This is a genomic window from Porphyromonas sp. HMSC065F10 (genome assembly GCF_001808555.1).
Classification (GTDB): Bacteria; Bacteroidota; Bacteroidia; order Bacteroidales; family Porphyromonadaceae; genus Porphyromonas_A.
In genome coordinates this window covers 1-8,784 of the sequence record NZ_KV793782.1, presented here as the reverse complement: position 1 = coordinate 8,784, position 8,784 = coordinate 1, and the positions used below count along the sequence as shown (strand labels likewise).

The following is an 8,784-nucleotide window of genomic DNA, read 5'->3' as shown; positions in this document are numbered from 1 at the left end:
GACTTATGTAAAGATCAAATGCGTCACCCCTGTCGAGGAGGTAGCTGAGCATCCTGAGTCAGGGACCGGCAAGCCGGAGCCGTTAAGGGGACTGCCACCGGGGAGGTGGTCACGGAGACTGACCCAGAAGCACCGACTAGTATACCGGATAGTAGAGGAGGCGAAGGAGGTCCACCTGCTATCCGCCTATGGACACTACGACGACAAGTAGCACCTGATGCAGGGTGTATGGGAAGCGAAAATTGGCTAACTTCGCAACAGAATCAACCACGGCAACTTGATACAATTCCTACAATGACTGACCCTGCTGTCCCCTCCGCTGAGACAACGACTCACCGAGCCGGACCTCTGGCAAAGGAGATCCTCCTGATCGTCATCGGCTCCTTCCTCGAGGCGCTGGCGTATGGTGGCTTCATCGCCCCCAACGACATCATCCCCGGTGGGGTCTATGGTATCACCATCGCCCTCCATGAGCTGACGAGGGGGGTATTTGCTTTCGCTCCCGACGGACTACCGATCGGGACGACGGCGCTCTTCTTCAACGTCCCCCTTCTCCTCCTTGCGATGCATAGGTTGGGGCTGAAGTCGGGTCCCAAGACGGTGCTCACCTTTATCCTCATCTCGCTCTTCACCGATGGGATCACCCTCTTCCTCAACCACAAGCCGATCATCGACGACATGATCCTCGCCTCCTGCTACGGCGGGGCGATCCTCGGCGTGGGGGTCTACTTCGTCTTCCGTGCCGAGAGCACGAGCGCCGGGACGGATGTGCTGGGACGGATCATTGCGAAGGGGCGAAATATCAAGCTCGGCACCTGCATCATCATCATCGACTCAATCGTGGTCGTCTTTGGTCTGCTGGTCTTCCGGGACATCAAGGTGCCGCTCTACTCGTGGCTCACCATATTTATATATGGTCGGGTGGTCGAGTTTCTCTCGCCTGAGAACCCTAAGAAAGCGGTCTTCATCGTCTCCTCTCAGGTGGAGCCGATCCGCCAGTGCCTCTCCGCCCTCGGCGTGCGAGGATCTATCCTCCACGGACGTGGTATGTACGAGGGTGTGGAGCGCGAGGTGCTCTTCATCGTCGCCGAGCGGAAGACACTTCGTCGCATACGTAGCGAAGTCAGAGCCCTGGACCCCAAGGCCTTTATCTCCACCATGGATGCCGGTGAGGATCCGCTACCGATCCCTAAGGCTCCTCATCAGTAATCTCTTATGTCTAAGCTAAGTCCGGAAATGTGTACCGTCCCCGTGGACGGCGAGTATGACCCCACCGTAATGCGCTTCCTCCACATACGCACCCACCTGCGGGCGGAGCTGGCTACCGGCAAGTACCCCTATCGGGTCGATATCACCTGGCCCTACGATGGGGATGAGAAGGGGCTCCCCGACCCTGAGACCGCCGATGCGATGAAGGGCTTCCGCGAGCGGGTGATCGATGAAGCGCTCGAGAGGGATAAGCTCGCCCTGCTCGCCTACGAGGTGGTGGGCGAGGACCGCTGCCTCTGGTGCATCTACACGCGGAATATCCCAGCCTTCCAGGAGATGCTCAACGAAGCCTCCTCAGAGCTGCCGGACTACCCGCTGGAGATCTATGCCGAGGAGGATCGGGAGGGTCTCGCCTTTGGCGAAGTGGAGCCGATGATCGCGGCCGAGTAGCCTATCCGTAAACGCAAAGCGGGGACGCACTTCTGTCTGAAGTGCGACCCCGCTTTGTATCAGGACCTTTGGTGGACTTAGTGAAAGAAATATCAATCTTTCTTCAAGAATAGCTACTGTTAATTTGTAAGGTACCGAGTTTATACATATCTTTGCTTCGTCAACCAATCAAAGTAAGTAACGCAATGGAGACAGACAGCAGAGAGCGCACCCCGGTAGTCGACGTCCGGGAGCTGCACAAGACATATCCGGGAGCTCAGCCGCTCCACGTCCTCAAGGGCGTCTCCCTCCGAGTCGAGGAGGGAGAAATGGTGGCTCTGATGGGAGCGAGTGGCTCCGGTAAGAGTACCCTACTCAATGTCCTCGGCATCCTCGACACCTACGACGCCGGCTCCTACTACCTGGATGGGCAGTTGATCACCCGCCCGGGGGAGAACGAGGCAGCGGAGCTCCGGGGACATAAGATCGGATTTGTCTTCCAGTCCTTCAACCTCATCTCCTTCAAGACTGCGCTGGAGAATGTCGCCCTCCCGCTCTACTACCAGGGCGTCAGCACCCGCAAGCGGATGAAGCTCGCCGAGGAGTACCTTGATCGCGTGGGACTGCTCCCCTGGAGGGATCACCTGCCTAATGAGATGTCCGGCGGACAGAAGCAGCGCGTCTCCATCGCCCGCGCCCTCATCACCCGCCCCCGCCTGCTCCTCGCCGATGAGCCGACCGGCGCACTCGACAGCACCACGGCCGATGACGTGATGCGGCTCCTCAGAGAGATCAATGAGGAGGACCACATGACTGAGCTCATCGTCACCCACGCCAAGGAGGTGGCAGAGCTGACCGACAGGATCATCCACATCAAGGACGGCCTCATCACCGACGAGCCATGAAAGAGCTATTTGCCGAGATCCTCGCCTCTATGCGGACGAGCAAGCTCCGCACCTTCCTCACCTCCTTCACCATCGCCTGGGGGATCATCATCCTCGTCGTGCTGCTGGGTATCGGGACCGGCATCCGCAATGGCGCCACCCGTATGTCCGAGGATATGGGGATGAGCCACTTCGGGACGCAGGTCATCCTACAGGAGACCGAGCTGCCCTATGCAGGGTACCAGAAGGGACGGAAGCCCCGGCTGACCGCAGACCAGATCGACCGCCTGAGGAACACCTTTGCCGATGATCTCTACGGCATCGATCCGGCACCGAGCTTCTCCTTCCTCACCTTCACCACCGACTTCGGCTCCGTCGGCACCCAGTTGGGTACCGCCACACCACTGAGCGAGCGCTTCCGCACCCTCCGCGTGATACAGGGACGCACTTTCTCCCCCCGCGAACTGGCTACGGGGGAGCGGGTGGCGCTACTCTGCAAGAGTACCATCTCGAAGCTCTTCGAGGCCGGCACCGACCCGATCGGGCAGGTGATCACCGCCGGCGGGATCAGCTACCGAATCATCGGCGTGACGGAGGATGTCAATCCCTTCTTCGCCGTGACCGAGATACCGCTCACCACCTACCAGGGTCTCTACCCCAATCAGATGATCGAGGTGAGCAACCTCAAGCTCTACCCAAAAGGGTCCAAGGCAGAAGAGATGAAGAGCTTCGAGGACCGATTTAAGGGAGAGCTGTCGAGGATGCTGAAGTTTGACCCCAACGATCCCTACGTCTTCCGACTCCAGAGCTCCACGGATGTGAAAAACTCAATGGACAAGGCCTTCAACGGTCTCGACATGCTCCTCTGGATCATGGGGCTCGGCAGCCTCGCCGTCGGCTCCATCGGCGTCTCCACCATCATGACCGTCACCGTGCGGGAGCGGATGCGCGAGATCGGCATCCGCAAGGCGCTCGGCGCCCGACCGAGAGACATACTCAGGATGATCCTCGGCGAGAGCATCGCCCTCTCCGTCGTCTCCGGTCTCGTCGGGCTGCTCCTCGGCGCCGGCATCGTTCGGCTCATCGGCTACTCCGCCGAGCACGACAGCTGGGCGATCCAGGAGGTGGGTGGCGGAAATGGTGCCGAGGCAGCCTACTACCACATCGTCAGCGACCCGAGTGTCAACCTCAGCATTGCCATCGGAGCGCTGATCGTGCTGGTGATCGTCGGCATCATCGCCGGCATCCGTCCGGCACGCCACGCCCTCCGCGTCCCTGCCGTCATCGCCATGAGAGATAAGTAAGACTATGAGTAAGCTATTCTCCACAGAGCTCTGGAGCGAGGTCTTCTACTCGCTGAGACGCAACCGCCGCCGCACCCTCGTCACGTCACTGGGGGTCTTCTTCGGGATGTTTTTCTTCGTCCTCCTCGACGGGCTGGGTACCGGCATCGGTAACAGCATCAACGAGGGTTTCTCCACCCTCTCCAAGCGTATGGTCGTAGTCTTCGGGAGTCGTACGACCAAGCCCTACCAGGGCTATAAGGCCAACCGCTACATCGAGCTCACCTACCGGGACTACCTCTGGATGAGCGACCATGCCAAGAGCCTCGATAAGGCAGGCTGCTTCCTCGGCTTCAATAAGGAAAATATGTGGTCGGACTCCCAGATCACTGCCAACGGCAAGTCGGCAAAGGACTTCGTCGTCGGCGTCACCCCGGAGTACCCCTACGACATCCGCCCGGTGATCGTCACCTACGGGCGTTATATGACACGCGAGGAGATCAAGCGGGGTGACCCGGTCTGCGTCATGGGACTGAATACGACAGAGAACTTCTTCGACAAGCCGGAGGACGCAGTAGGGAAGTACCTCTCCGTCGGAGGGATCGCCTTCCGCATCGTAGGGGTGATCGAACCTCAGTCTGATAATTTCAATGTAGGCTACACCCCATACTACTGTGTCGAGGTGCCGATAGACTTCGCCGTCGGCGGCAATCTCGATCGCCAGGTGATGATCTCCGGACTGCTTAAGGAGGGCAGCAAAGTCGACGACCTGCGGAGCGAGCTGAGTGGCTACATCGCTCGCGTCCACCACGTGGACCCGACCGACACCGGCGCGCTCGGGATGGTGGACGTCGAGTCACAGCTCCGGATCTTTGACCTGATGGCCAACCTCCTGAATGCCCTCGTCTGGATCATCGGTCTCGGCACCCTCCTCACCGGCGTCATCTCGGTCAGCAACATCCTCCTCGTGACCGTCAAGGAGCGGCAGAGGGAGATCGGTGTCCGCCGCGCCCTCGGAGCCAAGCCGATCGACATTGTGATCCAGTTTATGCTCGAGTCGATGGCGATGATCCTCGTCGCCGGGCTCCTCGGGCTGCTCGTCGGACTGCTCCTTCTCCTCGGCATCGGTGCCCTGTCGGAGAGTACCGGCAAGCTGGCTGAGATCCTCGTACGCCCCTACCCGACGCCCGGGATCCTCCTCTTCTCCCTCATCATCATGATCCTTTCGGGTGCCTTTGCCGGACTGTTGCCGGTGCAGAAGGCTCTCGACATCAAGGCGATCGACGCCATACGGGACGAGTAATCCCCTTTTCCTTATAGACAAAAAACAATAACTACCTATCATATCTCCATTATGATCCAAGATCCATCACAGTCCGGCACCGTCCCGGTGCAGAAGAAGCGTGCGAAGAAGTGGCCCAAGATCCTCCTCTGGGTCGTCATCGGCCTCGCCATCATCGGTGTCATCGCCACCGCGATCGTCAAGTCGCAGGGTAAGACGAAGGAGCTCTACGAGGAGGTCACCCCGACCGCCAACGACTCGATCGTCAAGTCGACCGTCCTCACCGGCTCCATCGAGCCACGTGACGAGATCCTCGTGAAGCCCAATATGAACGGCATCATCGCCGAGCTCAATCACCTCCCCGGCGACTTCGTCCAGGAGGGCGAGCTGATCGCCAAGATCCAGATGGTCCCCGACGTCGCCATGGTCCAGAGTGCCGCCTCTCGCGTCGATGCCGCCCGCGTCGACCTGAAGCGCACCGAGGAGGTCTACAAGCGCGACAAGTCCCTCTACGACCAGCAGATCCTCGCCAAGGAGGCCTACGAGACCTCGCTCGCCAACTACCGCCGCGCCAAGATCGAGTACAGCTCCGCCGTCGAGCAGCTCGACCTCACCCGCACCGGCTCCTCCGCCTCTACCTCCAAGCGCAATAACACCCTCGTCTTTGCCACCGTCACCGGGACGATCCTCGAGCAGCCGGTCAAGGTCGGCTCACGCGTCACGATGGCAAATAACTTCAGCGAGGGTACCACCGTCGTCAGCATCGCCGACCTCACCGATCTCCTCTTCATCGGTAATGTCAATGAGAGCGACGTCAATAACGTCACCGTCGGCTCCCCCGTCACGATCCACGTCGGGGCGCTTAAGGACAAGACCTACCACGCTGTCGTGGAGTACGTCTCGCCCAAGGGGAAGGACACCAGCGGGACGATCCTCTTCGAGGTGAAGGCGGCGATCTCGGGCGACGATCTCTCGGCGCTCAAGGCCGGCTTCTCCAGCAATGCCGAGGTAGAGATGGCGCACAAGACCGGCGTCCTCACGATCCCCGAGGCGACCGTCACCTACGAGGGCGACAAGAGTTTCGTCTTCGTCAAGGGCGGCAAGGGGGAGTATGAGAAGAAGGAGGTGACCCTCGGTCTCTCCGACGGCATCAAGGTGGAGGTACTCTCCGGACTCACCGGCGACGAGACCCTCCGTGGTAATCTCATGAAGAAGAAGAACTAATCCGCCATGATCGCTCACAGACATCTCATCCCCACCATTCTTCTCCCGCTCCTCGCCCTCACCGCCGTGGCGCAGGTGCCTGAGACGGAGCCTACCCTCAGCAGCGAGATGACCCTCTCGCAGTGCATCACCTACGCACAGAGGCACAGCCCCGACCTGATCCCCGCCCGGGTGCAGATGGAGCAGCTCGAGGTGCAGGAGGAGTCCGCAAGGATGAACTTCCTCCCCGACCTCAATGCCGGCGTGGGGCAAAACTTCTCCTTTGGCTACACTCAGGGACACGACAAGGTGCTGAGGAAGAATAACGGCTCCTCCACCGGACTCAATGTCTCCACTTCGCTCTCCCTCTTTGAGGGCGGTGCCCGCTGGTGGGCACTCAAGAGCAGCCAAGAGGCGCTCGAGAGCAAGGACTACATCCTTGATGAGGTGGAGGACCGGATCGCCCTCACCGTCGCCTCCAGCTACGTCGGTGTCCTCCTCGCTCAGCAGATCGTTGAGGTGGCGGAGGAGAATCTCTCCCTCTCGCTTATGCAGCAGAAGCGGGTCGATGCTCAGGTGGCAGCGGGCAAGCTCGCTCCCTCGGAGCAGCTCAAGATGCGCACCCAGGTGGGTCAGGATCGCCTGGCGCTCAATGAGGCAAAGTCTGACCTCGATCGTGCCATGCGCGTCCTCCGGCTCGACATGGGCATCACGGAGGAGGGCGAGACCTTCACCGTCCCGAGAGAGGATCCCGAGAGCGTCATCGCCAGGCTGGAGCGAGAGACGCCCTACCACGCTGCTCCGGAGTGGACCAATCCCTCCCTCCGTCTCGCTCAGCTGCGATACGACCTCTCCTCCTACGACGTCAAGCGAGCCAAGGCAGGCTACCTGCCCCGCCTAAGTCTCTCCGGCGGCTACTCCAATGGCTACTTCCACTACTTTGGTGACGAGATCCCCAATAAGTCCTTCGGTGACCAGCTCAAGTCAAACGGGCAGTACACCATCGGTCTCTCGCTCTCCATCCCGATCTTCAATCGCGGTCAGGTCCGCGCCTCCGTCCGTCAGGCGGAGCTGCAGCGGGAGAGCGCTCTCGGACAGCTCATCCAGCAGCAGTTCAGCGAGCAGCGAAATATCACCCTCGCCACCGCTGATCTCCGCAAGGCGGAGGAGTCCTACCGGCTCTCCAAGGACAATGTAGAGGTGGCGCAGGAGTCCCTCGATATGACCGAGAAGGAGTACAATGCCGGTCGCATCACCGCCTACGAGTGGGAACAGTCCAAGAATAAGCTCATCGGAGCCAAGTCGCAGTACCTCCAGAGCGTCTACACACGACTCCTCCGCTCGATCAACCTCACCTACTACCTCACTGGCACACTGCCCAAATAACCCTTTTATTACATACCAAACACTATGCATACCCTCAGATACCTATTTGCCTCCCTCGCCCTGCTCGCCGGCTTTGTCGCCGCAGAGGCTCAGAAGCCCGGCCAGTTGCCAGATAAGACCATCAACCTGGACTACTGTCCCACCGATATAACCGCCTCTACAGGCTTCGAGGTGGTGCTCCGTCCCGGCACGGAGAATAAGGTGGACCTCTACGTCGACAACCTCGACAAGGTCAAGTGCTCCACCGATGCCTCAAAGAAGTCGCTCCGCATCTCGATGAAGCCCTCCTTTGGGACCATCAAAGACGACGACCACACCTATCTCGCCGTCGTCACCCTCACTGATCTCAATAGCCTCACCGCCCTGAAGGCGGAGACCGGCGCTGAGTTGCATATAGACAAGAACTATCGCCCCACCAAGATCGACCGGCTGGAGCTGAAGTGCTTCACCGGCGGCGAACTGCTCTTCACCGGCGATGCCCGGGAAGTGATCGCCACAGCAGCCACCGGGGCTGAGCTCTACCTCTCCGGCAATCAGAGAACGCTGAAGCTCAAGTCCACCACCGGTGCGGAGATAGAGTACAGCGGCTCCTTCCACCTCGCAGATATACACGTCGGCACCGGAGCTGACATCACCCTCTCCGGCACCGGTGACACCGTCAATATCTCCGCCTCCTCAGGCGGTGAAGTGGATGGTGAGGAGCTCACGGTGAAGGGTGGCACCCTCGATGCAGATCGATCCTCCGACATCACCATCCGCTGCACCGACCGCCGCAATATCACCCGCGACGGCAAGGGCGACATCGAGATACTGACGAAGTAAAGACGAGCAATAGGATCATCCGGCGAGAGCCCGCTCCCCCTTGGGCAAAAGGGAGGAGCGGGCTCTCCTTTTATTTCTTAACTTTGCACCGCCAAGGGGGGCACCCCGTACTGCAAGTTAAACACCTCCACTGTAGGAGGTGGGGAAACCGGTGAGAGTCCGGTACAGTACCCGCTGCTGTAAGTCTCACGCAATAGCCGATCGGCCTCGACAAGCCACTGGGGGCAACGCCCCTCGAGAAGGCGCTGATGCGGCAGAGATAAGTCAGAAGACCGACTTGCGACCC

The 8,784-nt window shown here is 60.0% G+C and carries 9 protein-coding genes and 1 riboswitch; all 9 genes read left to right on the top strand.

Features of this window, described 5'->3' with window-relative positions; translation table 11 throughout:
- Positions 1-211, top strand: a 211-nt coding sequence (locus HMPREF2890_RS08850) for a Txe/YoeB family addiction module toxin (RefSeq protein WP_148130676.1), incomplete at its 5' end; no start/stop codon positions are given.
- 83 nt (positions 212-294) lie between these two features.
- A complete protein-coding gene (locus HMPREF2890_RS04580) occupies positions 295-1,209 on the top strand; it encodes a YitT family protein (protein WP_070466024.1) in 915 nt (304 codons plus the stop codon).
- A gap of 6 nt (positions 1,210-1,215) precedes the next feature.
- Positions 1,216-1,659, top strand: a complete 444-nt coding sequence (locus HMPREF2890_RS04575; RefSeq protein ID WP_070466022.1) for a DUF695 domain-containing protein — start codon at positions 1,216-1,218, stop codon at positions 1,657-1,659.
- Positions 1,660-1,844: 185 nt separating this feature from the next.
- Positions 1,845-2,543, top strand: coding sequence for an ABC transporter ATP-binding protein (locus HMPREF2890_RS04570; RefSeq protein ID WP_070466019.1), 699 nt, complete (start codon positions 1,845-1,847; stop codon positions 2,541-2,543).
- Complete coding sequence (locus HMPREF2890_RS04565) at positions 2,540-3,826, top strand: ABC transporter permease (RefSeq protein WP_070466017.1); 1,287 nt, start codon at positions 2,540-2,542, stop codon at positions 3,824-3,826. The genes HMPREF2890_RS04570 and HMPREF2890_RS04565 overlap by 4 nt, the downstream gene beginning before the upstream one ends.
- A 4-nt stretch (positions 3,827-3,830) precedes the next feature.
- The gene (locus HMPREF2890_RS04560; RefSeq protein WP_070466015.1) at positions 3,831-5,108 is read left to right on the top strand and encodes an ABC transporter permease; all 1,278 of its coding nucleotides are present in this window, start codon (positions 3,831-3,833) and stop codon (positions 5,106-5,108) included.
- A 51-nt stretch (positions 5,109-5,159) separates the two neighbouring features.
- The gene (locus HMPREF2890_RS04555) at positions 5,160-6,311 is read left to right on the top strand and encodes an efflux RND transporter periplasmic adaptor subunit (protein WP_083289798.1); all 1,152 of its coding nucleotides are present in this window, start codon (positions 5,160-5,162) and stop codon (positions 6,309-6,311) included.
- A 6-nt stretch (positions 6,312-6,317) separates the two neighbouring features.
- Complete coding sequence (locus tag HMPREF2890_RS04550; RefSeq protein ID WP_070466013.1) at positions 6,318-7,676, top strand: TolC family protein; 1,359 nt, start codon at positions 6,318-6,320, stop codon at positions 7,674-7,676.
- 24 nt (positions 7,677-7,700) lie between these two features.
- Positions 7,701-8,498 (top strand): GIN domain-containing protein, encoded by a 798-nt coding sequence (locus HMPREF2890_RS04545; RefSeq protein ID WP_070466011.1) that lies wholly within the window; start codon positions 7,701-7,703, stop codon positions 8,496-8,498.
- 142 nt (positions 8,499-8,640) lie between these two features.
- Positions 8,641-8,772, top strand: a riboswitch (cobalamin riboswitch).
- Positions 8,773-8,784 lie beyond the last annotated feature (12 nt).

Bases quoted from the DNA above. Each gene is read 5' to 3' on its own strand.
- HMPREF2890_RS04555 (WP_083289798.1), top strand. From the start codon at position 5,160: ATGATCCAAGATCCATCACAGTCCGGCACCGTCCCGGTGCAGAAGAAG.
- HMPREF2890_RS04565 (WP_070466017.1), top strand. From the start codon at position 2,540: ATGAAAGAGCTATTTGCCGAGATCCTCGCCTCTATGCGGACGAGCAAG.
- HMPREF2890_RS04580 (WP_070466024.1), top strand. From the start codon at position 295: ATGACTGACCCTGCTGTCCCCTCCGCTGAGACAACGACTCACCGAGCC.
- HMPREF2890_RS04560 (WP_070466015.1), top strand. From the start codon at position 3,831: ATGAGTAAGCTATTCTCCACAGAGCTCTGGAGCGAGGTCTTCTACTCG.
- HMPREF2890_RS04575 (WP_070466022.1), top strand. From the start codon at position 1,216: ATGTCTAAGCTAAGTCCGGAAATGTGTACCGTCCCCGTGGACGGCGAG.
- HMPREF2890_RS04550 (WP_070466013.1), top strand. From the start codon at position 6,318: ATGATCGCTCACAGACATCTCATCCCCACCATTCTTCTCCCGCTCCTC.
- HMPREF2890_RS04570 (WP_070466019.1), top strand. From the start codon at position 1,845: ATGGAGACAGACAGCAGAGAGCGCACCCCGGTAGTCGACGTCCGGGAG.
- HMPREF2890_RS04545 (WP_070466011.1), top strand. From the start codon at position 7,701: ATGCATACCCTCAGATACCTATTTGCCTCCCTCGCCCTGCTCGCCGGC.